We start from the raw sequence: 26121 nt of genomic DNA, 5'->3' as shown, positions 1-26121 counted from the left end.
GTTCAATGTGCCGTGCTGAGGCTGCCGAGGCTGGGTGCATGGTCAAAACGTGCCGCGAGGGGCGGCAGGTCCTCTGGAATCGGTCGGTACATGCCCAGCTCCGACCAGTCGCCTGGAGCGTGGAAGTCGCTGCCGGCGGAAACCAGCAGCCCGAACTCGCGGGCCAGGATGGTCAGCGTCCCCACCTGATCCGCCGGTTGCATGCCGTTGACCACTTCGATGGCGTGGCCGCCAGCACCGATGAAATCCGCAACCAGCTTGCGTCGCTTGGTTCTAGTGAAGTCGTAGTGGTAGGGATGCGCCAGGCTGATCCACGCCCCGGCAGCCCGCAGGGTCGAGACCGCGTCCGCCAGGCTCGGCCAGTGCTGCTTCACATCGCCGAGTTTGCCGGCCCCCAGCCACTTGCGAAACGCTTCGGCACGGTCGCGGACATGTCCGGCGCGCACCAGGAACTCGGCGAAGTGCGGGCGGGCCGGCGCATTGCCGCTGTCGCCCAGCTCGCGCTGGATGGCCCGAGCCCCCTCCAGGGCGCCCGGCATGCCCTTGGCTGCCAGCCGCCGGTCGATCTCCTCGGCGCGGGCCCAGCGCCCGTGGTGCAGGTCCGCGATGGCGGCGGCAAGCGCTGGCGCATCGTCGCGGAAGCCGTAGCCAAGCACATGGATGGTCGCCCCACCCCAGGTGCAGGACAGCTCCACGCCGTTGATCAGCTGCATGCCCAGACGAGCGGCGGCCGCGCGAGCCTCCGGCAGCCCTTCGAGGGTGTCGTGATCGGTCAGCGCCAGCACCCGGACACCCCGTTCGTGGGCTCGCGCCACCAGCGCGGCGGGCGCCAGGGCGCCGTCGGAGGCTGTGCTGTGGCAGTGCAGATCGATGTGCATGAGGCGCGCTTTCGCTGGAGAAATGGTTTGTTATTATGCCGCCACATCCCGCTTCTGGCTGCCGCCGTGAAACAATTCATCGACTTCATCCCCCTCGTTCTCTTCTTCATCGTCTACAAGCTCGAACCCCGCGCCATCGAACTCGCCGGCCACAGCGTCATGCTGGGCGGCATCTTCAGTGCCACCGCCGTGCTCATCGCCACTTCCGTGGTCGTCTACGGCGCGCTGTTCATCAGCCAGCGCCGCCTGGAGAAAGGCCAGTGGCTGACCCTGGTGGCCTGCCTGGTGTTCGGCGGCCTGACCCTGGCCTTCCACAGCGAGACCTTCCTCAAGTGGAAGGCACCGGTGGTCAACTGGCTGTTCGCCCTGGGCTTCGCTGCCAGCCACTTCATCGGCGACCGCCCGCTGATCCAGCGGATCATGGGCCATGCCGTGAGCCTGCCGCAGCCGATCTGGGTGCGCCTGAACCTGGCCTGGATCGTGTTCTTCCTGGTCTGTGGCTTCGCCAACCTGTTCGTGGCCTTCACCTTCCAGTCCATCTGGGTGGACTTCAAGGTCTTCGGCAGCCTGGGCATGACGCTATTGTTCCTGGTGGGCCAGGGCATCTTCCTGGCTCGTCATATGCATGATTCCGAACCGGACAAACCGCAAGAATAAGGACTCCCATGCTCTACGCGATCATTTCCACCGACGTTGCCGACTCCCTGGAGAAGCGCATTGCTTCCCGCCCCGCCCACCTCGCCCGCCTGGAGCAGCTCAAGGCAGAAGGCCGCCTGGTGCTGGCCGGCCCCCACCCGGCGGTGGACAGCAACGACCCGGGCAGCGCCGGCTTCACCGGCAGCCTGGTGGTCGCCGAGTTCGAATCCCTGAGCGCCGCACAGACCTGGGCCGAGGCCGATCCCTTCCGCCTCGCCGGCGTCTACGGCCAGGTGGTGGTCAAGCCGTTCAAGCAGGTATTCCCCTGATCGCGGCGTTGCCGCCAGCCCCAAGGAATCCGCTCATGCGCCAGGTTCCGCTGCCCCTGCTGTTCGCCTTCGCCCTGTCCGCCGCCCTGGCCCATGCCGAAGAGCCTGTGCCCTCCACTCCACCGCTTGCTCCGGCAGTGGAGCCGGCGCCCGCGGTGAACCCGCTAGCGGCGGAGCTTGCCCAACTGACTCAGCGCCTGGCCGAGAGCGAGCGGCAACGGGAGGCCCTGGCCGCCCAGTTGGCCGACCGTGGCAACGCCAGCGAGCAGGATGGCGCGCGACTGACTCGCCTGCGCCAGGAAAACCAGCGCCTCAAGCTGCAGCTGCGTGAAGCCCAGGCCAACCGCAATCCGCCCCTCGTCAGCGAGGAACAGATGTGGTTCGCCGTGGGCGGCGGTGCCTGCCTGTTTTCCTTGCTCGCCGGCGCCCTGCTGCGTGGCGGCCGCCGCCAGCCGCGCCAATGGATCAACTGAAGACGACCCCCGCGACATGAGCGAACTGCTGCTTATCGATGATGACCAGGAGCTCTGCGAGCTGCTGATCAGCTGGCTCTCCCAGGAAGGCTTCAGCGCCCGGGCGTGCCACGACGGCATCTCCGCACGCGCCGCGCTGGCAGGCCACACCCCCGCCGCCGTGGTGCTGGACGTGATGCTGCCCGACGGCAGCGGGCTGGAGCTGCTCAAGCAATTGCGCAACGACCACCCCGAGCTGCCCGTGGTGATGCTGTCGGCCCGGGGCGAACCCCTGGACCGCATCCTCGGCCTGGAGCTGGGCGCCGACGACTACCTGGCCAAGCCCTGCGACCCCCGCGAGCTGACCGCCCGCCTGCGCGCCGTGCTGCGGCGCAGCCAGGGGCCCTCGCAGTCCAGCCAGCTGGAGCTGGGCGACCTGTGCTACAGCCCGATTCGCGGCGTGGTCAGCGTGGGCGGACACGAGGTCAGCCTCACCCTCTCCGAAGGCCGTCTGCTGGAAGCCCTGCTGCGCCAGCCTGGCGAACCGCTGGACAAGCAGGAGCTGGCGCAAATGGCCCTGGGCCGCAAGCTGACCCTGTACGACCGCAGCCTGGACATGCACGTCAGCAACCTGCGCAAGAAGCTCGGCCCCCACGCCGACGGCCGCCCGCGCATCGTCGCCCTGCGCAGCCGGGGCTACTACTACGCCGTCTGACCTGCGCCCCGCCTGCACGATCCTTTACCCAAGCTTTACCCAGGGCTGACCGCCCTTGACCTTGCGCTCCCTAGACTGGGCTCATCCGGCAACCGGCCGGTTCAAGAGACAAGGAGACAGACCATGCGCAAGACTATCGCCGCCCTGCTGTTCGCAGCCGCCCTGCCCACCGTCGCCATGGCCATGCCCGAAGGCGGCCCGCGTGGCGAGCCGGGCTTCGGCGGCCCTGGTGGCCACGGTGGCCCGCACCTCTTCAAGGAGCTGGACCTGACCCGCGAGCAGCGCCAGAAGGTGGGCAAGCTGATGGGCGAAAGCATGAAGGCCCGCCAGGACATCACCCGCAAGTACCTGGACAAGCTGCCCGAGGCGGAACGCAAGGCCATGGAGGCCGAGATCAAGGCCAGCGAAGACAAGAACCGCGCCGACATCCGCGCCCTGCTGACCCCGGAGCAGCAGAAGGACTTCGACGCCGAAGTGAAGAAGATGGACGAACGCCGCGCCGAGCGCGCCGAATTCGAGGCCTGGAAAGCCCAGCGCGCCCAGAAGGCCCAGTAACCGACCTGAACCGGTCATCGAACCCACCCGGCTTCCACCGGGTGGGTTTCGTCGTTGAAAGGAGCACCCCGTGCGTTCACTGTTCTGGCGCATCCTCGGCGCCTTCTGGCTGGCCCTGGCCCTGGTAGCCGGCCTCTCCCTGCTGCTCGGCCGTGCGCTGAACCAGGACGCCTGGATCCTCAGCCGCCACCCGGCCCTGCAGGGCCTGGCGGAGAGCCTGGTGCAGCGCTACGAGGTCAACGGCCGTGGCGAGGCCCAGCGCTTCCTCGAACAGTTCAAGCGCCGCGCCCGCATCGACGTGCAGATCCTCAACGACAACGGCCAGCCCGTGGTGCGCGGCACCTTCCCGCCCCGCGCCGCCGCGTTCGAAGCGCGCCAGCACGACGGCCACCTGCCGTGGCGACGCATCACCGAGGAATACACCAGCCCCCGCAGTGGCGAGAACTTCCTGCTGATCTACCGCATCCCCTTCCCGGAACTGGAGGCCTGGCACCGTGGCAGCCTGCTCTGGCCCCTCAGCGCCCTGGGCATCGCCCTGGTGGTGCTGACGCTGTTCAGCCTGATGCTGACCCTCTCCATTACCCGCCCCCTTGGCCGCCTGCGCAGCGCCGTGCACGACCTGGGGCAGACCGCCTACCAGCAGGACAGCCTGGCCCGGCTGGCACGGCGGCGGGACGAACTGGGCGTGCTGGCCGGTGACTTCAACCGCATGGGCCAGCGCCTCCAGGGGCTCATCGGCAGCCAGCGGCAGCTGCTGCGCGATGTTTCCCACGAACTGCGCTCACCCCTGGCCCGCCTGCGGGTGGCCCTGGCCCTGGCCGAACGGGCGCCGGCGGCGGAGCGTGAAGGACTCTGGCCACGGCTGGCCCAGGAATGCGACCGGCTGGAGGCGCTGATCAGCGAGATCCTCGCCCTTGCCCGCCTCGACGCCGAGCCGGGCGCACGCCACCCCATCGTCCTGCGGCCGATACTGGAAAAGCTCAGGGAAGACGCCCGGCTGCTGGCGCCCGAGCAGGAGGTGCGCATCCGCTGCGAAGGCGAACCGCACCTGCAGGGCTGGCCGGACATGCTGGAACGTGCGCTGGACAACCTGCTGCGCAACGCGCTGCGCTTCAGCCCGGCCGGGCAACCGGTGGACATCGAGGTGAAGGCATTACCACAGCACGTGACGATCAGCGTGCGCGACCAAGGCCCCGGGGTCGCCGCCGATCACCTGGCCCAACTGGGCGAGCCCTTCTTCCGTGCGCCGAACCAGAGTGGCGCCGGGCATGGCCTGGGCCTGGCCATCGCCCGTCGCGCCGTGGAGCGCCACGGCGGCAGCCTGACCCTGGCCAATCACCCACAGGGCGGCTTCATCGCCACCCTGTCGCTGCCGACCGCCTGATCGGCTGCCACGTTTTCAACGGGCGGCTGATCAGCCCCAGGTGCTGACGAAGTCCGCCGGCGCCAGGTCCGGCGCTGCGCGGCGCTCGCCCTCGACACTGCCGAGGTAGAGGAAGCCGACCACCTGTTCGTTGTCCGCCAGGCCCAGCCCCTGGGCCACGGTGCGGTCGTAGGCCATGTCGCCGGTACGCCAGATGGCGCCCAGGCCCTGCGCATGGGCCGCCAGCAGGATGCCGTGGGCCGCACAGCCGGCCGACAGCAACTGCTCCGACTCGGGCACCTTGTGGCCGGCCTGCAGGCGCGCCACCACCACCACCAGCAAGGGCGCACGCAGCGGCATGCCCCGGGCCTTGGTCAGCGCCGCCTCGGGGGCCGCCGGGTCCTTGGCCAGCAAGGCAGAGGCGAACAGCTCGCCGAGCTTCTCGCGGGCGCCGCCCTCGATGGTGAGGAAGCGCCAGGGGCGCAGGTAGCCATGGTCCGGCGAACGCAGGGCGGCGCGGAACAGGTAGTCACGCTGGGCCGCATCCGGTGCGGGCTCCTGCAGCCGGGCCAGGGATACACGGTTGAGCAGAGCGTCGAGAGCCTCCATCGGCCACCTCCTGATTTCGGGAAGCCGGCATTCTAGCCGATAACCCCGGCCACCCAAGGGCAGCGCGTGAACGCCGCGGTGCCCTGTGAAAGCCGCTGGTGCGGAGCGTTTCACAGCGGTGAAACAGCCCAGTAGAATGCCGCGCTCCCGTTCTCGCCCGGATCCCCCATGGCCCTGTCCACGCTGCGCACCATCGGCTTCATCATCGGCCTTTTCCTCATCACGCTGGCCGTGAGCATGGTGGTGCCGATGCTGGCCGTGCTGGCGTTCGACCGGACCGATGACATCGGCGCATTCAGCTGGTCGAGCCTGATCACCTTCATCGTCGGCCTGGCCCTGGTGGCACCGGGGCGCCCGGAACACCTGCACATGCGCCCACGGGACATGTACATGCTCACCACCGCCAGCTGGGTGGTGGTGTGCATCTTCGCCGCGCTGCCGATGGTGCTGATCCAGCACATCAGCTACACCGACGCCTTCTTCGAGACCATGTCGGGCATCACCACCACCGGCTCCACCGTCATCACCGGGCTCGACCATGCCTCGCCGGGCCTGCTGCTGTGGCGTTCGATGCTGCACTGGCTGGGCGGTATCGGCTTCATCGGCATGGCGGTGGCGATCCTGCCGCTGCTGCGCATCGGCGGCATGCGCCTGTTCCAGACGGAGTCCTCGGACTGGGGCGAGAAGGTCATGCCGCGTTCGCACATGGTGGCCAAGTACATCCTGGTGGTGTACGTCGCCCTCACCCTGCTCGGCACCCTGGCCTTCTGGCTCGCCGGCATGACCCCCTTCGAGGCGGTCAACCACGCCATGTCGCTGATCTCCACCGGCGGCTTCTCCACCTCGGACAACTCCATCGCCAACTGGAAGCAGCCGGCCGTGCACTGGGTCGCGGTGGTGGTGATGATGGCCGGCAGCCTGCCCTTCACCCTCTACGTCGCCACTCTGCGGGGCCACCGCAAGGCGCTGGTGAAGGACCACCAGGTGCGCGGCTTCGTCGGCTTCCTGGTAGCGACCTGGCTGTTCTTCGGCACCTGGCTGTGGCTGAACTCGGACTACAGCTGGCCGGACGCCTTCCGCATCGTCGCGGTCAACGTCACCTCGGTGGTCACCACCACCGGCGTCGCCCTGGGCGACTACACGCTGTGGGGCAGCTTCTCGGTGATGCTGTTCTTCTACCTGACCTTCGTCGGCGGCTGCTCCGGCTCCACCGCCGGCGGGCTGAAGATCTTCCGCTTCCAGGTGGCGCTGGTGATGCTGCGCACCAACCTCAAGCAACTGGTGCACCCCCGCGCGGTGATCCGGCAGAAGTACAACGGGCACAACATCGACGAGGAAATCGTCCGCTCGCTGATCACCTTCTCCTTCTTCTTCACCGTCACCATCGGCGTGATCGCCCTCGGCCTGTGCCTGATCGGCGTCGACTGGACCACCGCCCTCACCGGCGCCGCCACTGCCGTGTGCAACGTGGGGCCGGGCCTGGGGCCGATCATCGGCCCGGTGGGCAACTTCTCCACCCTGCCGGACGCGGCCAAGTGGCTGCTGACCATCGGCATGCTGCTGGGCCGCCTGGAGATCCTCACCGTGCTGGTGCTGTTCACCCGGGGTTTCTGGAAACACTGAGCACGGATCGACTACACCTGAATCAGGCGCCCGTGGACAGGCAGCGGCACGTCGCTAGAATGGCGCCCTCATTCACCCGGACCGAGCACGCCCCATGGCTTTGCCGACCCTGCGCCTGATAGGCTTCATCATCGGCATCTTCCTGATCACCCTGGCGATCAGCATGGTCATCCCGGTCATGACCGTGATCGCCTATGACCGCCCGCAGGACATCCACGCCTTCGTCTGGTCGAGCCTGGCCACCTTCATCACCGGCCTCGGCCTGGTGATTCCCGGGCGCCCGGAGCAGGCGCACCTGCGTCCCCGGGACATGTACCTGCTGACGGTTTCCAGCTGGGTGGTGGTGGGCATCTTCGCCGCCCTGCCCTTCCTGCTCACCCAGCACATCAGCTACACCGATGCCTTCTTCGAGAGCATGTCCGGCATCACCGCCACCGGCGCCACGGTGCTCAGCGGGCTGGACAGCATGTCCCAGGGCATCCTCATCTGGCGTTCGCTACTGCACTGGCTCGGCGGCATCGGCTTCATCGGCATGGCGGTGGCGATCCTGCCGCTGCTGCGCATCGGCGGCATGCGCCTGTTCCAGACCGAATCCTCCGACCGCTCGGAGAAAGTCATGCCGCGCTCGCACATGGTGGCCAAGTACATCGTCGCGGTGTACGTCGGCTTCACCCTGCTGGGCACCCTGGCGTTCTGGCTGGCCGGGATGAGCGCCTTCGATGCGGTCAACCACGCCATGTCGGCCATCTCCACCGGCGGTTTCTCCACCTCCGACCAGTCCCTGGCCAAGTGGCAGCAGCCGGCGGTGCACTGGGTGGCGGTGGTGGTGATGATCCTCGGCAGCCTGCCCTTCGCCCTCTACGTCGCCACCCTGCGGGGCAACCGCAAGGCGCTGTTCCGCGATGCCCAGGTGCGCGGTTTCATCGGCCTGCTGCTGGCGATCTGGCTGGTACTGGGCACCTGGTACTGGGCCACCACCGACCTGCACTGGCTGGACGCCCTGCGCCACGTGGCGGTGAACACCACCTCGATCCTCACCACCACCGGCTTCGCCCTCGGCGACTACAGCCTGTGGGGCAACTTCTCGCTGATGCTGTTCTTCTACCTGGGCTTCATCGGCGGCTGCTCCGGCTCCACCGCCGGCGGGGTAAAGATCTTCCGCTTCCAGGTGGCCTACATCCTGCTCAAGGCCAACCTGTACCAGCTCATCCACCCCCGCGCGGTGATCAAGCAGAAGTACAACGGCCACCGCCTGGACGAGGAGATCGTGCGCTCGATCCTCACCTTCTCGTTCTTCTTCACCATCACCATCTGCGTGATCGCCCTGGGCCTGTCGTTGCAGGGGCTGGACTGGATCACCGCCCTCACCGGCGCGGCCAGCACCGTCTCCGGTGTCGGCCCGGGCCTGGGCGAGGTGATCGGCCCGGCGGGCAACTTCTCCACCCTGCCCGACGGCTCCAAGTGGCTGCTGTCGCTGGGCATGCTGCTGGGGCGGCTGGAGATCATCACCGTGCTGGTGATCTGCACGCCGTACTTCTGGAGGCATTGAACCGGCGCGAGGGGGCGATGGGCGACTGAAGTCGCCCCTACGCGCCCCGGCAGCCCTTGAGCGTCATTGCAGGCGGGCGCGGTACTCGCCTGGCGTGGCGTCGAACCAGCGGCGGAAGGCGCGGAAGAAATTGCTCGGATCGGCAAAACCCAGCAGGTAGGCGATCTCCAGCAGGGTCAGGTTCGGCTGCGCCAGGTACTGCTCGGCCAGCTCGCGGCGGGTGTCGTCGAGCAGTTGCTGGAAGCTGGTGCCCTCCTCCTGCAAGCGCCGCTGCAGGGTGCGCTGGGACAGGTGCAAGGCGCTGGCCACCACCTCGCGCTTGGGTTCGCCCTGAGGCAGCAGGCGGCAGAGCACCTGGCGGGCCAGGTGGGTGACCCGGCTGCCGGTGAAGCGCGCCAGGTACTCCCCGGCAAAGCGGTCATGCAGTTGCGCGAGGGATTCGTTGGCAGTGGGCAGCGGCGTGTCCATGTCGGCCCGGCTGAAGCGCAGCGCATAGTGCTCGGCACCGAAGCGCAGGGGCGCCTGGAATACCTGCCGATAGGGCTCCACGTCCGCCGGGGCCGGCCCCTGGAAGCGGATCTCCAGCGGGTTGATGGCGCGCCCGGTCATCCAGCGGCAGAAGGCCAGGCAGTAGGCCATCGACGCTTCCGCACTCTGCCGCGCCGGGGGCAGTCGATCACCGTGGATCGCCAGCCGCAATTCATAGCCCTCCGGGGTCGGTCGGAAGCTCAGGTCCGCCCCCTCGGCGATGATCCGCTGGTAACGCACCAGGCGGGCGAAGCCCTCGTTCAGCGTGCGGCTGGACATCAACGCGTAGCCCACCACATGGAAAGAGGCCGGCCGTACCACCTTGGCCATGTTCAACCCTATGGCCGGGTTGCCCGACAGCTCCACAGCCCGCAGCCACAGGCGGGTCATGCCGTCCTGGGGGAAGCGCGCGTCCGGGTCGGAGAGTGCGTCGTAGTCGAGCCCCAGTTCGGGGAACAGGCGGCGGCAATCGACCCCGCCCATTTCCAGGGCTTGCACGATCCCCAGGGCCCAGCTGGAGGAAGTGGTACGTTCGCTCATGGCGCCTTCTTGTTCGGGTGGGAGAAAGGCCCGACAGGGCCCGGCGGGGAAGGATACTCACCCCGGCCCGGGTTTGTCAGGTTCGGCACGCCCGGCTTTCCGGGCTACCAATCGACAAAAAGCAGGATGCCCTGAAAGCCTTGCCAGACGGGGCCTCCAGGCATTCCAGCGGCACCCTGCCGAGTGATTCCACAAAATAAACCTGGGTTATTTCCACAATGGGTGTATGGTGTCGCCACTGGATGCAACGTGTCATTGCGATTTCTGACCTGATGTAACGATTCCCATCTTTCCATCTCCTCGGCTTACTTCGCTTTCGTTCTCAGTCTCGGCCCGGACAATCCGGCGTCGATGCCCCTTTTATTTCCCTGGAGATACATCATGTCCAATCGTCAACTCGGCACCGTCAAATGGTTCAACGATGAAAAAGGCTTCGGCTTCATCACCCCCCAGGAAGGTCCGGACGTCTTCGTTCACTACCGCTCGATCGAAAGCACCGGCTTCAAGTCCCTCGCTGAAGGTCAGAAGGTGAGCTTCCTGGTCGCCAAGGGCCCGAAAGGCCTGCAGGCCGAGCAGGTCCAGGTGGTCTAAGACCCCCTCTCGAAGAAAGCCCCGGTTTTCCGGGGCTTTTTTTTGCCTCCCCATTTTCCAGCGAGCACACCGACATGCCGGGCTATCTGATCAAGACCACCACCTTCCGGGTGGGCGGCCGCGACTTCCACATGCAGTCGCTGCTGGACGCCGAACAGTTTCATGACCCCGCAGGCGAAGCCGCCAGCCTCGGCATCACCGAGAGCACCTGGGCACTGTTCGGGCAGGTGTGGCCAGCGGGCGAAGTCCTTGCGCAGATGGTTGCGCGACGCGACCTCACCGGGCTGCGGGTACTGGAAGTGGGCGCCGGCCTGGGTCTGGCCAGCCTGGTGGGCCACCAGCGGGGCGGCGACATGACCGCCAGCGACATCCACCCGCTGATCCCCACCTTCCTCGCCGAGAACCTGCGCCTCAACGACCTGCCCCCCATGCGCTACGAAACCTGCGACTGGGCCGGCGCCGACAGCTTCGGCCAGTTCGACCTGATCATCGGCAGCGACCTGCTCTACGACGACGACAACCAGGAAGACCTGGCCGACTTCATCGACCGGCATTCGGCACGCTCGGTCGAAGTGCTGCTGGTCGACCCCAACCGGCAGGACACCCAGCCCTTCCATGACGAGATGGCCGAGCTCGGCTACGACATGGTCATCTCCCAGGCGGACTGCCTGCTGGCCAATGGCGAACGGTTCAGGGGCTCCTACCTGCACTACAGCCGGGACGCCGCCCGCGCCTGAGCCGGCGAGGCGCGGCCAGGTGGGCGCAACGGGATACTAAACTGGCACTCATTGTCACTGGCCGGGGGAGCCGCCCCACCTACACTCCCCGGCACACAACAAGAAGGAGCCCGCCATGAGCAGCCTGCCCGCCGAGCGTTTCAACAGCTTCGCCGAGTTCTACCCCTACTACCTGCAAGAGCACAGCAACGACGTCTGCCGCCGCCTGCACTACGTCGGCAGCCTGCTGGTACTGGCCATCCTCGGCTACGCCCTGGCCACCCAGCAGTGGCTTTGGCTGCTGGCCATGCCACTGGCCGGCTACGGCTTCGCCTGGGTCGGCCACTTCGTCTTCGAAAAGAACCGCCCGGCCACCTTCAAGTACCCGCTGTACAGCCTGATGGGCGACTGGGTGATGCTCAAGGACGCCTTCACCGGCCGCATCCGCTTCTAGGCTGCCGACCACCCCGATCCCCCCGCCGTTCGGCGGCCCCGCTTGGCCGCCATGCTGGCACTTGGTTATGATCCGCACCCGCCATGCTGGCTCAGGTCTTGCAGGCTGGCGGGCACTCCAGCGAGTGCCAGAAAACCATCAGGGATCGTCGCGCCAATGAAGTCAGCCTCCACCGATCGGCCTAGCAGTCTTCCGACGTTACCCCTGCGCGAGTACTACTCCCGGGTCCTGGCGTACATCGCCACCGCTGCCACCATCGCCGCCGGCAGCTACACCCAGCACTTCGGCTTCGACGTGCTGTGGATGGTCCCCTACGCCCTGCTCTACCCGCACCTGGCCCACCACCTGAGCCTGCGCTTCAAGCGCGAGCACCCGGAGAAGACGCACCTGGTGCTGCTGTTCCTCGACGCCCTGCACGCAGGCTCCGGCGCTGCCTTGCTGGGGTTCTCCACCGTGCCCAGCCTGATGTTCATGCTGACGCTCGCCTTCAGCGCGCTGATCGTCGGCGGCCTGCGCCACCTCGGCCTGGCGCTGCTGGTAGCCGCCAGCGGCACGGTGCTGACCACCGTGGTCGCCCACCCCGACCTGAAGACCGGCACCCCCACGCTGGTGGCCTTCGTCAGCATCTGCTTCACCACGCTCTACGTCTGCATCACCGCCTTCTTCGTGCACCAGCAGGGCCTGCGCCTGGCGCTGGCGCGCAGCGAGATCAAGCAGGAGCAGGAAAAGGCCGCGCGCCTGGCCCGCAACCTCGCCAAATACCTGTCACCCCAGGTCTGGGAAATGATCTTCAGCGGCAAGCGCCACGTGCGCCTGGAGACCCAGCGCAAGAAGCTCACCGTGTTCTTCTCCGACATCAAGGGCTTCACCGAGCTGTCCGAGGAGCTGGAAGCCGAGGCCCTGACCGACCTGCTCAACAACTACCTCAACGAAATGTCGAAGATCGCCCTCAAGTACGGCGGCACCATCGACAAGTTCGTCGGCGACTGCGTCATGGTGTTCTTCGGCGACCCCACCACCCAGGGCGCCAAGAAGGACGCCGTGGCCGCCGTGTCCATGGCCATCGCCATGCGCAAGCACATGAAGGTGCTGCGCCAGCAGTGGCGGGCCCAGGGCATCACCAAACCCCTGGAAATCCGCATGGGCCTGAACACCGGCTACTGCACCGTGGGCAACTTCGGCGCCGACACGCGCATGGACTACACCATCATCGGCCGCGACGTGAACCTCGCCAGCCGCCTTGAAAGCGCCTCCGAAGCCGGCGAGATCCTCATCTCCCACGAGACCTACTCGCTGGTGAAGGACGTGATCATGTGCCGCGACAAGGGCCAGATCAGCGTCAAGGGCTTCGCCCGCCCGGTGCAGATCTACCAGGTGGTCGACTTCCGCCGCGACCTGGGCGCCACCTCCAGCTACGTCGAGCACGAGCTGCCGGGGTTCTCCATGTACCTGGACACCAACGGCATCCAGAACTACGACAAGGAAAAGGTCATCCAGGCCCTGCAGGCCGCCGCCGAGAAGTTGCGCGACAAGGTCATCCTCTGACCGAAACAGTCACCCGAAGGCCGCCCCAGGGCGGCCTTTTTCATGGCGCCGCCCGGCCAATTCGTTCGCGATCAGCCATCGTGGATTCGCGGTAGCAACCACTCCCACGCATCCAGTGACCAAGGCACACAGGGCTGTTCCGTAGGATGCGGTGAGCTCAGCGAACCGCATCGATGCCCCGTACGTAGCGGCCGGGATTGTCCCAACCCACCTGGCAACACCCGGTGGGAGCGAATTCATTCGCGATCAACCCTCGCCAGCACGGCACACGCCCCGCTACGACGCACCCTGAACCCCGGGCTGCGCCACGGCCTCGCCGCACAGCTCACCGTCCAGCAGCGGCTGCCGGGCCAGGAACTCCAGCGCCGACGCCCGCCAGGACAGCCGCGCCGCTCGCTCGGCGCAGACACCACGGTCCAGCTCCAGCGCCCGCAGGCAGGCGCCTTCCAGGTCCTCATCCATCACCCCGGTGACGCCCGCCTCCAGCACGTCCAGCGGTCCCGGCACGGGGAAGGCCGCCACCGGCGTGCCGCAGGCCAGCGCCTCCAGCATCACCAGTCCATAGGTGTCGGTACGCGAGGGGAACACCAGCACGCTGGCCGACACATAGGCCTCGGCCAGCGCCTCGCCATGGCGGTAGCCGAGGAAGCGCGCCTGGGGATAGGCCGCCTCCAGCTCAGCACGCTGGGGGCCATCCCCCACCAGCCACTTCTCGCCGGGCAGGTCCAGGTCGAGGAAGGCCCGCAGGTTCTTCTCCGGGGCAATGCGGCCGACGTAGAGGAACACCGGGCGCAGCGGCCTGGGCATCTCCGGCCGGGGATGGAAACGTGCCGTGTCCACGCCCTTGCGCCACAGCGAAAGCCGCGTCAGCCCGTGGCCGCCCAGCTCCTCGCGCAAACGCTCGGTGGTCACCAGCACCGTCTGGCTGGGCCGGTGGAAAGCCCGCAGCACCGCGTAGCCCCAGGCCAGCGGCACCTGCCGCCAGCGGGTGTGGACGTATTCGGGAAAGCGCGTATGCACCGCGCTGGAAAAAGCCAGGCCGCGCTTCACCAGCCAGCGCCGTGCCGCCCAGCCCAGCGGCCCCTCGGTGGCGAGGTGCACGCAGTCCGGGCGGAAGTCGCGGATCGCCGCCCCCACCCGCCACAGGTCCCACACCAGCGGAATCTCCGGGTAGGTGGGACAGGGCACGGCGCGGAAGTCCCGCGGCGACAGCAGCTTGACCAGGTGGCCGAGCCCGCGCAGTTCGGCCACCAATGCCTGCAGGCTGGTGACCACGCCATTGACCTGGGGTGCCCAGGCATCACTGACGATGAGGATCCTCATGCAGCGGACTCGAGGGCCGGCGCCCGGACCTCGGCCTGGCGCGCCTGGTCCTCGGCCAGGCGGTAGAGCTCGATGGTGCCGTCCCAGTGCTCGATCAGCGCCGTGCAGGACTCCACCCAGTCACCGCAGTTCATGTACTCCACCTCCCCCACCCGACGGATCTCGGCGTGGTGGATGTGGCCACACACCGCACCGTCCAGCCCGCGCTTGACGCACTCGTGGGCGATGGACTCCTCGAAGTCGCTGATGAAGTTCACCGCGCTCTTCACCTTGTGCTTGAGGAAGGCCGACAGCGACCAGTAGCCGTAGCCCCAGCGCTCGCGCCAGTGGTTGAGCCAGCGGTTGAGGGTCAGGGTGAACTCGTAGGCCGAGTCGCCGAGGAAGGCCAGCCACTTGTGGTAGCGGGTGATCACATCGAACTGGTCACCGTGGATCACCAGCAGGCGGCGGCCATCGGCGGTCTCGTGGATCGCCTCGTCCACCAGCTGGATGTTGCCGAGCATCAGGCTGGAGTAGCGGCGCAGGAACTCGTCGTGGTTGCCGGTGACATAGATCACCTCGGTGCCGCGCTTGCTCATGGTCAGCAGTCGGCGGATCACGTTGGTGTGCGCCTGGGGCCAGTAGATGCCGCCGCGCAGCTTCCAGCCATCGATGATGTCGCCCACCAGGTAGATGCGGTCGGCGTGGTGGCGCTTGAGGAAGCGCGCCAGGTGCTCGGCCTGGCAGTCCCGCGTGCCCAGGTGCACGTCGGAGATCCACAGGGTTCTCACCCGCTGCTTGCGGGGGCGTGCCGGGTCAACCGGCTCCAGGCGTTCGACACTGCTCATCGTGTGGCCTCCAGCGGCTTTTCCCGGATCTTGCGCGGAGGTGGTGAAGTGCAGGTGACCGGCAGGCTGCAAAACGATGACACTGCGGCCGCCAGCGCCAGCAGGTAGACTGGCCGCCTCGCCGAGGACCGCCCCATGAAGCCCATGCTGAACCTGCGCCGCTACACCCACGACCTGCTCGCCCACAGCCACGACCACGCCCAGCTGGTGTTCGGCCTCAGCGGCAGCCTGGATTTCGAAGTGGGCAGCCTGGGCACCCGCGTCGAGCGCCAGCAGCTGGCGGTGGTCCCGCCTGGCGAGCACCACGCCTGCGGCAGCCCGCGCGGCAGCCTGTGCCTGGTGCTGGACGTGCCCGACGATGCCTGGCTGAAGCACACCCTCGGTCATCACTACGACGCCGGCCGGCGCCTGCTGGAGCGCCCCGGCGCCCTGCGCCTGGACCCGAACCAGAGCCAGCTGGTGGGCTGGCTGGCCGCCAGCCCGATCAACGACGCGGTGATCGCCAACCAGGGCGTCGGCCTGCTGCTGGCCAGCCTGGTGGCACCCAACGGCGCATGCGAGGCACCCGGCGAACTGCCCCTCGCAGCCCTGGATGCCCACCTCGACAGCCACCTCGACCGCCCGCTGCAGGTCGCCGACCTGGCGCGCCTCTGCGGGCTCTCGGTGGCGCGCTTCCACCGCCGCTTCCTCGATGCCACCGGGCAGACGCCCATGGACTACCTGCGCACCCGCCGCCTGCTGCAGGGGCGTCGCCTGCTGCTGGAGAGCAACCTGCCGGTGGGCGAGATCGCCGCGCGGGTCGGCTACAGCTCCCAGAGCGCCTTCACCGCCGCCCTCTCCCGTGGCCTCGGCACCACGCCCCGCGCCCTGCGCCGCCAGCGCGAGTAGCGCGACAAAGCCCGCGAGCCCCGCGACAGACATCGGCGGCACGAGCCTCTAGACTGCCGCCATCGTTCCACTGGGGATCAGCATGACCACCACCATCGAATGGGAAGACTTCCTGAACGTCGACCTGCGCGTCGGCACCATCCGCTCTGCCCAGCCCAATCCCAAGGCCATCAAGCCCGCCTACGTGCTGGAGGTGGACCTGGGCGAACTGGGCCTGAAGACCTCCAGCGCCCAGCTCACCGCCCACTACGCCGCCGAAGACCTGGTGGGCCGGCAGGTGCTGTGCGTCTGCAACTTCGCCCCCAAACGCGTCGCCGGGATCCGCTCCGAGGTGCTGGTCACCGGCGTCTATGACGCCGAGGGGAAGGTGGTGCTGGCCAGCTTCGACAAGCCCCTGCCCAACGGCGCACGCCTGGCATGACGCCGCGCAACGCCCTGCTCGCCATCCACCTGGGCGCGCTGCTGTTCGGCCTCTCCGGCATCTTCGGCAAGCTGGCGGAAACCTCGCCGACGGTGATCACCTTCGGTCGCGCGGCGTTCGCCGTCCTCGCCCTGGCACTGTTCGCCCGCTTCGTCGGCGGTGACCGCGGCGCACGGCCGGGGCGGCGCCAGCTACCCGCGCTGCTGCTGGGCGGCCTGCTGCTGGGCGGGCACTGGGTGCTGTTCTTCCAGGCGGTGAAGGTCGGCGGCGTGGCCATCGCCACCCTCGGCTTCGCCAGCTTCCCGGCCTTCACCCTGTTGCTGGAGGCGTTGCTGTTCCGCGAACGCATCCACCTGCGCGAAGTGCTGGTGGTGGCCCTGGTGAGCGTCGGCCTGGTGCTGGTGACGCCGGAGTTCGATCTGGCCAGCGATGCCACCCAGGGGCTGATCGCCGCCGTGCTCTCCGGCTTGCTGTTCGCCCTGCTGTCGCTGCTCAACCGCGCCACCACCCGGGGGCTGGACCCGGTGCACGCCGCGCTCTGGCAGAACCTCACCATCGTCGGGCTGCTGGTGTTGCCGGTGTGGCCGAGCCTCGCCGAGCCCCGCGCGCTGGACTGGCTGTGGATCGCCCTGCTCGGCGTGCTCTGCACCGGCCTCGCCCACAGCCTGTTCGTGGCCAGCCTGAAGGTGCTCAAGGCACGGACCACGGCGGTGATCTTCGCCCTGGAGCCGGTCTACGGCATCGCCTTCGCCTGGTGGCTGTTCAGCGAGGAGCCGTCCCTGCGGATGCTGGTGGGCGGCGTGCTGATCATCGCCGCCATCGCCCTGCCCGCCCGGGCTGCACCGCCGGTGGACGGCGCAGCCGGGCAACGCCAGGTCAGTTGACGCTGTAGCCGCGCCCGGCCAGGCAGGCGCCCAGGGCCCGGCGGTAGCGCTCGGTGGCCTCGGCGCCCACCGGGCGCGTCGCGGTTGCGGGGTCGAAGCCACTCTGGCCGACGGCCCAGCCGTGGCACTCGTAGCGATCACGGCCCTGCTGGTCGACGCTCTGGCCGTTGGCCGGGTAGGCGATCACTTCGTAGCTGGCCACGCTGTTGCCCTGCACCGTGGGCGGCGGGGCGACCACCTCGTAGCGTTGTGCCGTGCTATTCCACAGGTAGTAGGAACCGGCGGCAACGAAGTACAGCATGCTGCCGATCCACAGTTCGCGGGCTCCGTCCGGCAGCCCGTGGCCATGGCCGCCTCCCGGGCCTGGCCCCCAATTGCCCCAGCCATGGCCGCCAGGCCCCGGCCCACCGGGACCGCCCGGGCCGGGCGGACCGGCCAGTACCTGGGTGGACAGACCCAGCGCCACAAGCGCCAGGACCAGGCTTCGTTTCACCGACATCGCTCACCTCATCGCAGGACAGCCGCATACGGCGGCCACGGGCGAATTATTCGCCGCGGCCGGTCGATACGTGGTCAGTGCTGTGTAAAGGGGCGGTAAACGTTCTGATACACGCCGCTCAGGGGCGGTCGTTGTGGCCCAGGTCACGGGCCGGGTCGATGCGGTCGCGGACCCGCTGCTTGAGCACCTTGGCCTCGGGGAAGCCGCCGTCGGCCTTGCGCTCCCAGATCTCCACGCCATCGCAGGTGATGCGGAACACGCCACCGGTGCCGGGCTCCAGCGCCACCCGGCCGAGGTCGTCGGAGAAGGTGCTGAGCAGCTCCTGGGCCAGCCAGGCGGCACGCAGCAGCCACTGGCACTGGGTGCAATAGGTGATGACGATCTCGGGCTTGGCAGCGCTCATTTCAGGCTCGGGGCAGTCGGGCGGGCGCCTATAATAGCGGCCTTTTTCCCCCGCCTGACCAGGGAAGCGTTATGCGCCGCGTGCTCCTCGCCCTCACCCTCCTGCTCACCACCTGCTGCGCCGTGGCCGATGCCGCACGGCCCCGCGTCGGCCTGGTGCTCTCCGGCGGCGCCGCCCGCGGGATGGCCCACATCGGCGTGCTCAAGGCGCTGGAGGAGCAGGGCATCCACATCGATGCCATCGCCGGCACCAGCATGGGCGCGGTGATCGGCGGGCTCTATGCCTCCGGCTACAGCGTGGAGGAGCTGGAGAAGCTGGCGCTGACCCTGGACTGGCGCCAGGCCCTCTCCGACGCCCCCGCGCGGGAGGACGTGCCCTTCCGCCGCAAGCAGGACGACCGCGACTTCCTGGTGAAGCAGAAGCTCAGCTTCCGCGACGACGGCAGCCTGGGCCTGCCGCTCGGCGTGATCCAGGGCCAGAACCTCGCGCTGCTGCTGGAAAGCCTGCTGGTGCACACCAGCGACACCCGGGACTTCGACCGCCTGGGGATCCCCTTCCGCGCCGTGGCCACCGACATCTCCACCGGCGAGAAGGTGGTGTTCCGCAAGGGCCACCTGCCCCAGGCCATACGCGCCAGCATGTCGATCCCGGCGGTGTTCGCCCCGGTGGAAGTGGACGGGCGCCTGCTGGTGGACGGCGGCATGGTGGACAACATCCCGGTGGACGTGGCGCGGGAGATGGGCGTGGACCGGGTGATCACCGTCGACATCGGCACGCCCCTGCGCAGCCGCAAGGAGCTGACCACCGTGGTGGACGTGCTCAACCAGTCGGTGACGCTGATGACCCGGCGCAACTCCGAGGCGCAGCTCGCCACCCTCGGCCCCGACGACATCCTTGTGCAGCCGCCCCTGGCCGGCTACAGCGCCACCGACTTCAGCCACGCCCGCGAAGTGATCGACGCCGGCTACCGGGCCGCCACCATCCTCCAGGCCCGCCTGGCGACGCTGCGCCGGGATACCCGCCCCGGCCAGGACGCGGAACTGGTGCAGGCGCGCCAACCGGGAGAGCGACGCCCGGTGATCACCCGCATCCAGGTGGAGAACGACTCCAAGGTGGGCGACGAGGTGATCCGCCGGCAGATCCGCCAGGAGCTCGGCGAGCCCCTGGACCTCGCGCGCCTGCAGGCCGACATGGGCACCCTCTACGGCCTCGACTACTTCGAGCAGGTGCATTACCGCGTGGTCAAGCACAAGGACGGCAACACCCTGGTGATCAGTGCCCGGGGCAAGCGCAACGGCACCGACTACCTGCGCCTGGGCCTGAACCTCTCCGACGACATGCGCGGCGGCGGCACCTACAACCTCGGCGCCAGCTACCGGGTGAACGGCCTCAATGACCTGGGCGCCGAATGGCTGACCCGGGCCCAGATCGGCAGCGAGCAGGTGCTCTACAGCGAGTTCTACCAGCCGCTGGACTACGGCTCGCGCTACTTCGTCGCGCCTTACCTGGCGGCCTCGGCGCAGAACATCGAAGCCGCGCTGGACAACGACCCCATCGCCGAATACCGCCTGCAGCGTTACGGCTACGGCTTCAACCTGGGCCGGCAGATCGCCAACAACGGCGAACTGCGCCTCGGCATCGGCCAGGAATGGGGTGAGGCCGACGTGCGCATCGGTGACCGGCGCCTGCCCAGCTTCAGCTTCAGCAACGGCTACTACGAGGCGAAGTACTCCTTCGACACCCTGGACAACGTCGACTACCCCCACAGCGGGGAGGACATCAAGCTCACCGTGCGCCAGTTCGACCCCAGCCTGGGCGCCGACGACCGCTACCGGCAGTGGGAACTCAGCCTGGACAAGGCCTTCACCCGGGGCCCCGACACCCTGGTGCTGGGCGGCCGCTACGGGCGCACCCTGGACAGCACCGAAGTGGTGCTCTCCAGCTTCCAGCTGGGCGGTGCGCGCCAGCTGTCGGGCTTCCGCGAGAACTCGGTGGCCGGGCAGAACATCAGCCTGGCGCGGGCGATCTACTACCGGCGCATGACCCAGCGCTCGTTCCTGCCGCTGGACTTTCCCTTCTACGTGGGCGCCAGCCTGGAGCGCGGGCGCGCGTGGAACCGCGACAACAGCTTCGACAGCGGCTACATCAACGCCGGTAGCCTGTTCGTCAGCTTCGACACGCCCCTGGGGCCGCTGGACTTCAGCTACGGCCTCAACGACGCCGCCGAACGGGCGCTCTACCTCAACCTGGGGCGGACGTTCTGAGCCAGGGCTGACGACAGCGCAAAGAAAACCGGCGCCCTGGGGCGCCGGTTGGAGGTGGGGCGTGATCAGGCGATCCGCGCGAGCAGCTCGCGGGCTTCCTGCTTCTGCTCCTCGTCGCCCTGGTCGATGACCTCGTTGAGGATGTTGCAGGCGCTTTCCATATCGCCCTGGTCGATGTAGGCCAGGGCCAGGTTGAGCCGCATGATGTTCTCCTGGCGCGCGGCCAGGTGATCCAGGTCGTCGTCGCCCAGGTCGAACACCAGTTCCTCGTCGGCCTCGGCCAGGGGCAGCGGCTCGGCTTCTTCCGGTTCGCCCAGGTGGTCCAGCTCGAACACTTCGGGCAACTCGTGGAGGTTGCTCTTGAACGACGGGTCCACCACCGGCTCCGGTGCCTTCGCCGTGCTTTCGGCATCACGCACCGCACGGCCCTTGGGCGCATCGGGCTTGAACGGGCTGAGGCTGTCCCAATCGGCATCCAGGGGCAGGTCGGCGAGGTTGAGCTGGAACTCGTCGGTGAACTCGTCGTCCAGGCCGTCGCGCGGGGCGCTGGGCGCCTCGTCGACCAGGGGCGTCTCGTTGAGGATGAAGGTGGTCTCCTCCAGCATCGGCGCCGCCTCGGACGGCACATCGACAGCGGGGTAGCGCGCCTTGATCGCATCGATGCGCGCCGGCTCCATGCCCATCTCGGCCAGGGTGTGCGCCTCGCTGGCGAACGCGGCGGACTCGCCCAGCTCGCCCAGCACCTCCAGCAGGCGCAGGCGCAGGTCGGTGCGACGCGGCTCCTGGACGATGGCGGTGCGCAGCGCCGACTCGGCATCGCGGAAGCGCCCGTAGGCGATGTAGATGTTCGCGCCGTCCAGGGAATCGCTGGACGGGCGGGGTGCCGACAGCGGGGCTTCGACCCGGGCCGCCGGGGCGACGGGGGCCTCCACCGGGGTGGCGACGGCAGGCGCAGCCGGGCGCACCAGCGGAGTGACGGTGGCGCGGGGACGCTGCTGCTCCGTTGCCGGGACGATCACCGGCTCGGCCGGCGTGTCGTCAGGCGCGGGCTTGCGCCGACGCGCGACCAGCAGCAGAAGCGCCAGCAGGATGGCCGGCACGCCGAGGAACAGCAGGCTGTTGGGCCAGGTGAACAGGCCGGTGTCCTCGGGCTCGACGCTGGGCACTGCGCTCGGCTGGGCCGGCGCCGGAGCCGCTTCGGCCTGGGGCTGTGCAGCCGGTTGCTCGGCGGGTGGCGTATCGGTGGTGGCAGCGGGTGCGACGGGCTCGGCCGGAGGCTGCGCAACGGCGCCCTGCTGGAGGGCCCCTTTCAGGCTCGCCAGCTGGGCATCCTTTTCCGCCATCAGTTGCTGCAGCGATTCCAGCTTCAGCTGCAGGTCGGCGATGTCCTGGCGCAGCTGCAGGCGCTCGCTCTCGCTGTTGGCCAGTTCGGTGTCGACGCGACGCTGCACTTCGGCCAGCTGCTGTGGCAGCTCGTGGGGAGCCGGGGCATTGGGCGCGACCGGGGCATCGGGCTCGGACAGGCGCAGGCTGTCGGGGGCGGACACCGGGGCCACCGGCGCAGCCGGCTCGGCACGCGCGGCATCCGGCAGCAGCAGGCTCTGGCCGACGCTCAGGCGGTTCGGATCACCATTGGCGAAGGCCGCGGCGTTGAGAGCGTGGATGCCGTTCATCATCTGCGCCGTGCTCATGCCACTGCCGGCGCTCAGGCGCTGGGCGATGCCCCAGAGGCTGTCGCCACGGGCCACGGTGTAGCGCTTGCCCTGGGTGGCCGGGGGCGCCTCGCGGGGCGCGGCCGGCACTGCCTGGGTCGGCCGGGCGCTGGCGGTACGGGCATCCGCCAGGGGCGCAGCCACCGGTCGGTAGGCCGAGGACTCCGGCGGGTCCAGCAGCAGGGTGTACTCGCGCAGCAGGCGGCCGTTGGGACGCGCCACTTCGACGATGAAATTCAGGTAGGGCTCGCGCACCGGCTTGCTCGACGCCACGCGGATATGGCCCCGGCTGCCACGGATCATCGGGCTGAAACGCAGGTCGTTGAGGAAGATGAAGCGCTCGACCCCCGAGCGCTCGAACACCTCGTTCGGCGCCAGGCTGACCTTGATGTCGCTTTCCCCCAGGTCGCCCAGGTCCAGCAGCTCGATGTCCGCCTCCAGCGGCTGGTTGAGCGCGGAATGCAGGGTGATGTCGCCCAGGCCCAGCGCCGACGCCAGGCCTGAATAAAGCAGCGGTCCCGAGGCGAGCGCCACCAGGAACTTGTTGACTCGAGCCATGAGCCCTCCCCCGGTCATGCCGGCTCGAACGCCACGACGACTCCACGATCCATGGAATGGCCAAAGCGGGCGTTGGCATTGAACGATGTGATGTCGGGCCGATCCCTGTGTAACCCGGCTGAAACTAGTATGGATGCAATTTCCCGAAACGCCCTAAGTAAAGGCATCGGGCCATTACGGACGAATCTTACTGGATTTTCGTCATGAAAGTGACGGAATTCACACAACCGCTGGGCGGTTATAGCGGCTTCGTCAGGCTTTTGTCGCGCGCACGCCCAGGGCGGGCCAGATCGCCAGCAGGAAAAGCAGCGTTACCAGCCAAAAGGTCTGCTGGAAGGCCCAGGCATTGGCCGCGTGATCACCGCCGCCTGCCAGGTGCCGCCACTCGAGGAAGAAGGTCACCAGGTTGACCCCGAATGCGCCGCCCAGCTGGCGCACGAAGGTGATGGCGCCGGCGCCCTGGGCCAGTTCCTCGGCGCTCAGCACGTCCAGCGAGCCAGTGCTCAGGGCCGGCAGCAGCAGGCCCAGGCCGAGACGGCCGACGCAGGCCCAGAAGCACAGCACCAGGAAGCTCGCCCCCTCCCCCACCAGCCCCAGGCCGAAGCAGGACAGGGCGAACACCAGCAGGCCGCCCACCAGCAACGCGGCGGCCGACAGCCGATCACTCAGCCAGCCACCGGCGAACGACGCCAGCCCCAGCACCACCCCGGTGGGCAACAGGAGCAGCCCGGCACGGCCGGCGCTGTAGCCATCGACGGTCTGCAGGTAGAGCGGGATCAGGTAGGTGGAGCCGTACAGCCCGAGGCCCAATGCCAGGGCCACCCAGCTGGCCTTGCGGAACGCGACATGACGCCACAGGCGCATCGGCAACAGCGGCCGGGTCGACACCCGGCTGCGCCAGGCAAATCCGCCGACTGCCGCGATCCCCAGCAGCCCGGGTACCCAGCACGACGGTGCCAGCCAGCCGAAGCGCTGGGCCTCGGCCAGGGCGCCGAGCAGGGCGAACAGCGCCACACAAAGGAAGCCGAAGGCCAGCAGGTCCACGCCCGGCGTCTGCCGGTTGCGGTCGCTGGGCATCAGCCATTGCGCGCCAACCAGCGCCGCCACGCACATGGGCAGCGGCAGCCAGAACACGGCCTGCCAGCCGAACTGGTCGATCAGGTAGCCACCGATGGTGGGGCCGAGGGTCGGCGCCACCATCACCCCCAGGCCGTAGCTGCCCAGGGCCATGCCGCGCCCGCCATCAGCGAACACGCGGAAGATCAGCACCATCGCCAGAGGCTGGATGACCCCGGCACAGGCGCCCTGGACAATGCGCAGTGCGATGAGTTGCCAGGCCGCCTGGGCCAGCAACGCGAGCAGCGAGGCGAGGATGAACAGCCCGATGCCGAGCTGGACGGTACGCCGCGCGCCAAGCCGGGCCTGGGCCCAGGCCGAGAGCAGGAGCCCGGCGGTCATCGCAGCGAGAAAGCCCGTGGCCAGCCACTGGGCCATGGGCCGGCCGATGGCGAACTCCGCCATCAGGGTCGGCAAGGCCACGTTGATGCTGGTGGAGGCGAGGATCATCGCCATGCTACCGACCATCAGCAGCGCCAGCAGCCAGTGGGGATAGCGGGAACCGTAGCGGGTGTGCAGGGCCTCGAGGTCCTGCGACATCAGCGCCGTTCCAGGTTGGCCAGGATCTTCGCGTGCACCTGCTGGCAACGACGCAGCTCGTCCTCGTCGATGCCGGTGAAGACCTCACGGCGCAGCTGGCTGGAGATCGACTCGATCTTCTCGATCAGCGGCCTGGCCTTGGGGCAGAGGGTGATCTTCTTCGCCCGGCGGTCCTCGGCCACGGCCAGGCGCTGGACCAGCTCCTGGGCTTCGAGGCTATCGAGCAGGCGCGCCAGCGTCGGGCCTTCGACGCCGACGCTCTTGGCCAGCTCGCGCTGGGTGGGAAGTTCTTCGAAGCGGGCCAGGTGCAGCAGCACCAGCCAGCGAGCTTGGGAAAGGCCTAGGTCGACCAGACGACGGTCCATCTCCGCTCGCCAGGCCCGCGACATCTGCGCAAGCTGCATGGCGAAGCGGTGTTGATCGGTGTGGGACATGAAACGGACTCTGACAGCCAAAACTAATAATTAGCGAGCTAACCATAGGCGGCGATCCGGAGCAAGCCGCAGACTGTAACTACCACTTCACATATTGATCTTCGACAAAGCCCCACAACCCCTCCACCGGGATCGCCGGACGGCCGTGGGGACGGAGAACGCCGTCGAAACGGCCGAAGACCTGCTTGAAGTTACTGGCCAGGAATCCGGCGTTGAGGCGTTCCTTGTGCAGCCCCTCGCCACGGAAGCGCAGGTCCACCTGCCCGTCATGGGAGGTGATGTGCCAGGGCTCCAGCGGCTGCTGGCGATCGAAGGCGAAGCGCACGGTGTCGACCTTGACCAGCTCGCCGTCCAGCCAGAAGCAGTTCTCGGTGAAGCTGGTCTCGTTGACCCCGCAAGACAAGTTCAGGCCGAGGCGAATCCCCGCCGCCTCGCCGGACAGGCAGGCCCAGTTCCACACCGTTTCCGGGCGCATGTAGCCGGCCGACCAGTCGTGGTGGGCGTAGGCCCCCAGCGTGCCGAGGTCGAACTGCCCCAGCGCGCTCTCGATCCGCCCCTGGCAGGGCACACCGGCCACCTTGCGCGCGTAGACCCAGCCGTCCGCCCCGGCCGGGGTACACAACCCCATGGGCTGGAAGTCCTGCTCGGCGAACAGCGCATCAATGCGGGTGCCGTCGTCCAGCTCCACGCGCAGGCGCTTTTCCCGGCGCTCGGCCTGGTTCTCCAGTCGCAGCAGGTTGCGGCCCATGCGCAGCTCGCAGGTGCCGCTGTCGGGTGACTGGGAAAAGCGTGTGCCCCAACCCAGCGGCAGCTTGAACTGGCGCTCGATCATGCGCCCGCTGGCCGGGTGGAACAGGTAGACGAAGCCGACCCCGAGCAGGCTCAGGTTGGCCAGCGCGCAGCCGCCGATCAGCTCGTTGCTGATGATCCCGAAGTACTGGAACTGGTGGAAACGCCGCCATTTGGCCAACGCGCCACGGCGACGCCCCATGGGCGAACGGAAATCGAAATCCCGGTAGTTGATGAGGGTCGGGGTGGTGTCGAACTGGCCGTAGCGGGGCTGGCCGTCCGGGCCGATCAGCATGTCCATGGGTCGGGCTCTCCGGTTCAGGGGCGAGGGATGCTAGCACCGCCCTCCCGGCGGCACAGTCACCCATGGCGCCAGCCGG

At 68.3% G+C, this 26121-nt stretch carries 27 protein-coding genes; 16 read left to right on the top strand and 11 right to left on the bottom strand.

Annotated features, from left to right (window positions below):
• Positions 1-2: 2 nt before the first annotated feature.
• Positions 3-878, bottom strand: coding sequence for a PHP domain-containing protein (locus FBY21_RS28975; protein ID WP_142016024.1), 876 nt, complete (start codon positions 876-878; stop codon positions 3-5).
• Positions 879-944: 66 nt separating this feature from the next.
• On the opposite strand from FBY21_RS28975, the gene FBY21_RS28970 reads away from it, so the two are divergent.
• The 6 genes from FBY21_RS28970 to FBY21_RS28945 all read left to right on the top strand — a co-directional run bounded on the left by FBY21_RS28970 (position 945) and on the right by FBY21_RS28945 (position 4949).
• A complete protein-coding gene (locus FBY21_RS28970) occupies positions 945-1535 on the top strand; it encodes a septation protein A (protein ID WP_044408769.1) in 591 nt (196 codons plus the stop codon).
• A gap of 8 nt (positions 1536-1543) precedes the next feature.
• The gene (locus FBY21_RS28965; RefSeq protein WP_142016021.1) at positions 1544-1843 is read left to right on the top strand and encodes a YciI family protein; all 300 of its coding nucleotides are present in this window, start codon (positions 1544-1546) and stop codon (positions 1841-1843) included.
• Between the two features lie 35 nt (positions 1844-1878).
• Complete coding sequence (locus FBY21_RS28960) at positions 1879-2316, top strand: hypothetical protein (RefSeq protein WP_142016017.1); 438 nt, start codon at positions 1879-1881, stop codon at positions 2314-2316.
• 16 nt (positions 2317-2332) lie between these two features.
• Entirely contained in the window at positions 2333-3010 is a 678-nt protein-coding gene (locus FBY21_RS28955; protein ID WP_142016011.1) for a response regulator transcription factor, read from the top strand.
• Between the two features lie 123 nt (positions 3011-3133).
• On the top strand, positions 3134-3565 hold the full coding sequence (locus FBY21_RS28950; RefSeq protein ID WP_044408780.1) for a Spy/CpxP family protein refolding chaperone: 432 nt from the start codon (positions 3134-3136) through the stop codon (positions 3563-3565).
• A gap of 70 nt (positions 3566-3635) precedes the next feature.
• The gene (locus tag FBY21_RS28945) at positions 3636-4949 is read left to right on the top strand and encodes a sensor histidine kinase (RefSeq protein WP_142016008.1); all 1314 of its coding nucleotides are present in this window, start codon (positions 3636-3638) and stop codon (positions 4947-4949) included.
• Positions 4950-4979: 30 nt separating this feature from the next.
• Here FBY21_RS28945 and FBY21_RS28940 read toward each other — a convergent pair whose 3' ends face one another.
• Positions 4980-5537 carry a nitroreductase family protein gene (locus FBY21_RS28940; protein WP_142016004.1) on the bottom strand — a complete coding sequence of 186 codons (558 nt, stop codon included), beginning with the start codon at positions 5535-5537 and terminating at the stop codon, positions 4980-4982.
• A gap of 168 nt (positions 5538-5705) precedes the next feature.
• On the opposite strand from FBY21_RS28940, the gene FBY21_RS28935 reads away from it, so the two are divergent.
• Positions 5706-7160 carry a TrkH family potassium uptake protein gene (locus FBY21_RS28935; protein ID WP_074970291.1) on the top strand — a complete coding sequence of 485 codons (1455 nt, stop codon included), beginning with the start codon at positions 5706-5708 and terminating at the stop codon, positions 7158-7160.
• Positions 7161-7254: 94 nt separating this feature from the next.
• The gene (locus FBY21_RS28930; RefSeq protein WP_074970289.1) at positions 7255-8709 is read left to right on the top strand and encodes a TrkH family potassium uptake protein; all 1455 of its coding nucleotides are present in this window, start codon (positions 7255-7257) and stop codon (positions 8707-8709) included.
• Between the two features lie 63 nt (positions 8710-8772).
• Here the strand turns inward: FBY21_RS28930 and FBY21_RS28925 are convergent, their stop codons facing one another.
• Entirely contained in the window at positions 8773-9777 is a 1005-nt protein-coding gene (locus FBY21_RS28925) for an AraC family transcriptional regulator (protein ID WP_074970287.1), read from the bottom strand.
• 381 nt (positions 9778-10158) lie between these two features.
• Here FBY21_RS28925 and FBY21_RS28920 point away from each other — a divergent pair, with 381 nt between their 5' ends.
• The 4 genes from FBY21_RS28920 (at position 10159) to FBY21_RS28905 (ending at position 13083) form a co-directional block, all read left to right on the top strand.
• A complete protein-coding gene (locus FBY21_RS28920; RefSeq protein WP_044408796.1) occupies positions 10159-10368 on the top strand; it encodes a cold-shock protein in 210 nt (69 codons plus the stop codon).
• 74 nt (positions 10369-10442) lie between these two features.
• A complete protein-coding gene (locus FBY21_RS28915; RefSeq protein ID WP_044408799.1) occupies positions 10443-11105 on the top strand; it encodes a class I SAM-dependent methyltransferase in 663 nt (220 codons plus the stop codon).
• A gap of 115 nt (positions 11106-11220) precedes the next feature.
• On the top strand, positions 11221-11538 hold the full coding sequence (locus tag FBY21_RS28910; RefSeq protein WP_044408802.1) for an Mpo1-like protein: 318 nt from the start codon (positions 11221-11223) through the stop codon (positions 11536-11538).
• 156 nt (positions 11539-11694) lie between these two features.
• Entirely contained in the window at positions 11695-13083 is a 1389-nt protein-coding gene (locus FBY21_RS28905; RefSeq protein WP_044408805.1) for an adenylate/guanylate cyclase domain-containing protein, read from the top strand.
• A gap of 276 nt (positions 13084-13359) precedes the next feature.
• On the opposite strand, the gene FBY21_RS28900 is transcribed toward FBY21_RS28905, so the two are convergent.
• Both FBY21_RS28900 and FBY21_RS28895 read right to left on the bottom strand, forming a co-directional pair.
• Positions 13360-14406: a glycosyltransferase family 4 protein gene (locus FBY21_RS28900; RefSeq protein WP_142016000.1), complete on the bottom strand. Its 1047-nt coding sequence runs from the start codon at positions 14404-14406 to the stop codon at positions 13360-13362.
• Positions 14403-15233 (bottom strand): UDP-2,3-diacylglucosamine diphosphatase, encoded by an 831-nt coding sequence (locus FBY21_RS28895; protein WP_142015995.1) that lies wholly within the window; start codon positions 15231-15233, stop codon positions 14403-14405. The genes FBY21_RS28900 and FBY21_RS28895 overlap by 4 nt, the downstream gene beginning before the upstream one ends.
• A gap of 135 nt (positions 15234-15368) precedes the next feature.
• Here FBY21_RS28895 and FBY21_RS28890 point away from each other — a divergent pair, with 135 nt between their 5' ends.
• The 3 genes from FBY21_RS28890 (at position 15369) to FBY21_RS28880 (ending at position 17426) form a co-directional block, all read left to right on the top strand.
• Positions 15369-16121, top strand: a complete 753-nt coding sequence (locus FBY21_RS28890; protein ID WP_142015991.1) for a helix-turn-helix domain-containing protein — start codon at positions 15369-15371, stop codon at positions 16119-16121.
• A gap of 82 nt (positions 16122-16203) precedes the next feature.
• Positions 16204-16542 (top strand): tRNA-binding protein, encoded by a 339-nt coding sequence (locus FBY21_RS28885; RefSeq protein WP_069560974.1) that lies wholly within the window; start codon positions 16204-16206, stop codon positions 16540-16542.
• Positions 16539-17426, top strand: coding sequence for a DMT family transporter (locus FBY21_RS28880; protein ID WP_142015986.1), 888 nt, complete (start codon positions 16539-16541; stop codon positions 17424-17426). The genes FBY21_RS28885 and FBY21_RS28880 overlap by 4 nt, the downstream gene beginning before the upstream one ends.
• Here FBY21_RS28880 and FBY21_RS29675 read toward each other — a convergent pair.
• Positions 17419-17925: a hypothetical protein gene (locus FBY21_RS29675; protein WP_174244748.1), complete on the bottom strand. Its 507-nt coding sequence runs from the start codon at positions 17923-17925 to the stop codon at positions 17419-17421. The genes FBY21_RS28880 and FBY21_RS29675 overlap by 8 nt on opposite strands.
• Before the next feature lie 118 nt (positions 17926-18043).
• Positions 18044-18328 (bottom strand): SelT/SelW/SelH family protein, encoded by a 285-nt coding sequence (locus FBY21_RS28865; protein ID WP_044408823.1) that lies wholly within the window; start codon positions 18326-18328, stop codon positions 18044-18046.
• Between the two features lie 71 nt (positions 18329-18399).
• Here FBY21_RS28865 and FBY21_RS28860 point away from each other — a divergent pair, with 71 nt between their 5' ends.
• Positions 18400-20592, top strand: a complete 2193-nt coding sequence (locus FBY21_RS28860) for a patatin-like phospholipase family protein (protein WP_142015980.1) — start codon at positions 18400-18402, stop codon at positions 20590-20592.
• A 65-nt stretch (positions 20593-20657) separates the two neighbouring features.
• On the opposite strand, the gene FBY21_RS28855 is transcribed toward FBY21_RS28860, so the two are convergent.
• The 4 genes from FBY21_RS28855 to FBY21_RS28840 form a co-directional block, all read right to left on the bottom strand.
• Positions 20658-22862 (bottom strand): FimV/HubP family polar landmark protein, encoded by a 2205-nt coding sequence (locus FBY21_RS28855; RefSeq protein ID WP_174244747.1) that lies wholly within the window; start codon positions 22860-22862, stop codon positions 20658-20660.
• A 252-nt stretch (positions 22863-23114) separates the two neighbouring features.
• A complete protein-coding gene (locus FBY21_RS28850; protein WP_142015976.1) occupies positions 23115-24518 on the bottom strand; it encodes a DHA2 family efflux MFS transporter permease subunit in 1404 nt (467 codons plus the stop codon).
• Complete coding sequence (locus tag FBY21_RS28845) at positions 24518-24952, bottom strand: MarR family transcriptional regulator (protein ID WP_044408832.1); 435 nt, start codon at positions 24950-24952, stop codon at positions 24518-24520. The genes FBY21_RS28850 and FBY21_RS28845 overlap by 1 nt, the downstream gene beginning before the upstream one ends.
• A 79-nt stretch (positions 24953-25031) precedes the next feature.
• Positions 25032-26042 carry a DUF2804 domain-containing protein gene (locus tag FBY21_RS28840; RefSeq protein WP_142015973.1) on the bottom strand — a complete coding sequence of 337 codons (1011 nt, stop codon included), beginning with the start codon at positions 26040-26042 and terminating at the stop codon, positions 25032-25034.
• Positions 26043-26121: the final 79 nt, after the last annotated feature.

The sequence above is a fragment of the Pseudomonas sp. SLBN-26 genome (genome assembly GCF_006715895.1).
Classification (GTDB): domain Bacteria; phylum Pseudomonadota; class Gammaproteobacteria; order Pseudomonadales; family Pseudomonadaceae; genus Metapseudomonas; species Metapseudomonas otitidis.
This window is presented reverse-complemented; position numbering and strand designations above follow the sequence as displayed.

Coding starts and splice junctions, on each gene's coding strand:
- FBY21_RS28880 (WP_142015986.1), top strand. CDS start 16,539: ATGACGCCGCGCAACGCCCTGCTCGCCATCCACCTGGGCGCGCTGCTG.
- FBY21_RS28935 (WP_074970291.1), top strand. CDS start 5,706: ATGGCCCTGTCCACGCTGCGCACCATCGGCTTCATCATCGGCCTTTTC.
- FBY21_RS28930 (WP_074970289.1), top strand. CDS start 7,255: ATGGCTTTGCCGACCCTGCGCCTGATAGGCTTCATCATCGGCATCTTC.
- FBY21_RS28850 (WP_142015976.1), bottom strand. CDS start 24,518: ATGTCGCAGGACCTCGAGGCCCTGCACACCCGCTACGGTTCCCGCTAT.
- FBY21_RS28885 (WP_069560974.1), top strand. CDS start 16,204: ATGACCACCACCATCGAATGGGAAGACTTCCTGAACGTCGACCTGCGC.
- FBY21_RS28890 (WP_142015991.1), top strand. CDS start 15,369: ATGAAGCCCATGCTGAACCTGCGCCGCTACACCCACGACCTGCTCGCC.
- FBY21_RS28905 (WP_044408805.1), top strand. CDS start 11,695: ATGAAGTCAGCCTCCACCGATCGGCCTAGCAGTCTTCCGACGTTACCC.
- FBY21_RS28960 (WP_142016017.1), top strand. CDS start 1,879: ATGCGCCAGGTTCCGCTGCCCCTGCTGTTCGCCTTCGCCCTGTCCGCC.
- FBY21_RS28840 (WP_142015973.1), bottom strand. CDS start 26,042: ATGGACATGCTGATCGGCCCGGACGGCCAGCCCCGCTACGGCCAGTTC.
- FBY21_RS28895 (WP_142015995.1), bottom strand. CDS start 15,233: ATGAGCAGTGTCGAACGCCTGGAGCCGGTTGACCCGGCACGCCCCCGC.
- FBY21_RS28855 (WP_174244747.1), bottom strand. CDS start 22,862: ATGGCTCGAGTCAACAAGTTCCTGGTGGCGCTCGCCTCGGGACCGCTG.
- FBY21_RS28975 (WP_142016024.1), bottom strand. CDS start 878: ATGCACATCGATCTGCACTGCCACAGCACAGCCTCCGACGGCGCCCTG.
- FBY21_RS28910 (WP_044408802.1), top strand. CDS start 11,221: ATGAGCAGCCTGCCCGCCGAGCGTTTCAACAGCTTCGCCGAGTTCTAC.
- FBY21_RS28860 (WP_142015980.1), top strand. CDS start 18,400: ATGCGCCGCGTGCTCCTCGCCCTCACCCTCCTGCTCACCACCTGCTGC.
- FBY21_RS28915 (WP_044408799.1), top strand. CDS start 10,443: ATGCCGGGCTATCTGATCAAGACCACCACCTTCCGGGTGGGCGGCCGC.
- FBY21_RS28965 (WP_142016021.1), top strand. CDS start 1,544: ATGCTCTACGCGATCATTTCCACCGACGTTGCCGACTCCCTGGAGAAG.
- FBY21_RS28920 (WP_044408796.1), top strand. CDS start 10,159: ATGTCCAATCGTCAACTCGGCACCGTCAAATGGTTCAACGATGAAAAA.
- FBY21_RS28940 (WP_142016004.1), bottom strand. CDS start 5,537: ATGGAGGCTCTCGACGCTCTGCTCAACCGTGTATCCCTGGCCCGGCTG.
- FBY21_RS28955 (WP_142016011.1), top strand. CDS start 2,333: ATGAGCGAACTGCTGCTTATCGATGATGACCAGGAGCTCTGCGAGCTG.
- FBY21_RS28845 (WP_044408832.1), bottom strand. CDS start 24,952: ATGTCCCACACCGATCAACACCGCTTCGCCATGCAGCTTGCGCAGATG.
- FBY21_RS28950 (WP_044408780.1), top strand. CDS start 3,134: ATGCGCAAGACTATCGCCGCCCTGCTGTTCGCAGCCGCCCTGCCCACC.
- FBY21_RS28865 (WP_044408823.1), bottom strand. CDS start 18,328: ATGAGCGCTGCCAAGCCCGAGATCGTCATCACCTATTGCACCCAGTGC.
- FBY21_RS29675 (WP_174244748.1), bottom strand. CDS start 17,925: ATGTCGGTGAAACGAAGCCTGGTCCTGGCGCTTGTGGCGCTGGGTCTG.
- FBY21_RS28900 (WP_142016000.1), bottom strand. CDS start 14,406: ATGAGGATCCTCATCGTCAGTGATGCCTGGGCACCCCAGGTCAATGGC.
- FBY21_RS28925 (WP_074970287.1), bottom strand. CDS start 9,777: ATGAGCGAACGTACCACTTCCTCCAGCTGGGCCCTGGGGATCGTGCAA.